This is a genomic window from Staphylococcus sp. HMSC067F07, assembly GCF_001837405.1.
In the GTDB taxonomy this organism is placed as follows: domain Bacteria; phylum Bacillota; class Bacilli; order Staphylococcales; family Staphylococcaceae; genus Staphylococcus; species Staphylococcus capitis.
Genome location: NZ_KV832230.1, coordinates 1 through 225 on the forward strand (window position 1 = coordinate 1; position 225 = coordinate 225).

At 32.4% G+C, this 225-nt stretch carries 1 protein-coding gene; it reads right to left on the bottom strand.

The genetic code is table 11. The annotated features are described in order from the left end of the window. Nucleotides 1-79: 79 nt before the first annotated feature. Complete coding sequence (locus tag HMPREF2706_RS02740; RefSeq protein WP_023350438.1) at nucleotides 80-214, bottom strand: beta-class phenol-soluble modulin; 135 nt, start codon at nucleotides 212-214, stop codon at nucleotides 80-82. Nucleotides 215-225 lie beyond the last annotated feature (11 nt).

Genomic DNA, 225 nt, shown 5'->3' on the forward strand with positions numbered 1-225 from the left:
ATTGCTTCTGCTAATTTAGTCATTAAAATCTCTCCCTTTATTTATATATTTTAGATTTAAATATTATTAAATTCGCTAATTAACCACCGAAGATTTTACTTAATGCACCGATACCATTTTCAGCGATTCCTACGATGCTTGTACCTAATTTTGCCCAGTCGTGGTCTTGTCCTGCTTTTACTGTGTTTGCAATTGCTTCTGCTAATTTAGTCATTAAAATCTCTC

What these genes read in the sequence shown, in the direction of transcription:
- HMPREF2706_RS02740 (WP_023350438.1), bottom strand. Translation starts at nt 214, where the DNA reads ATGACTAAATTAGCAGAAGCAATTGCAAACACAGTAAAAGCAGGACAA.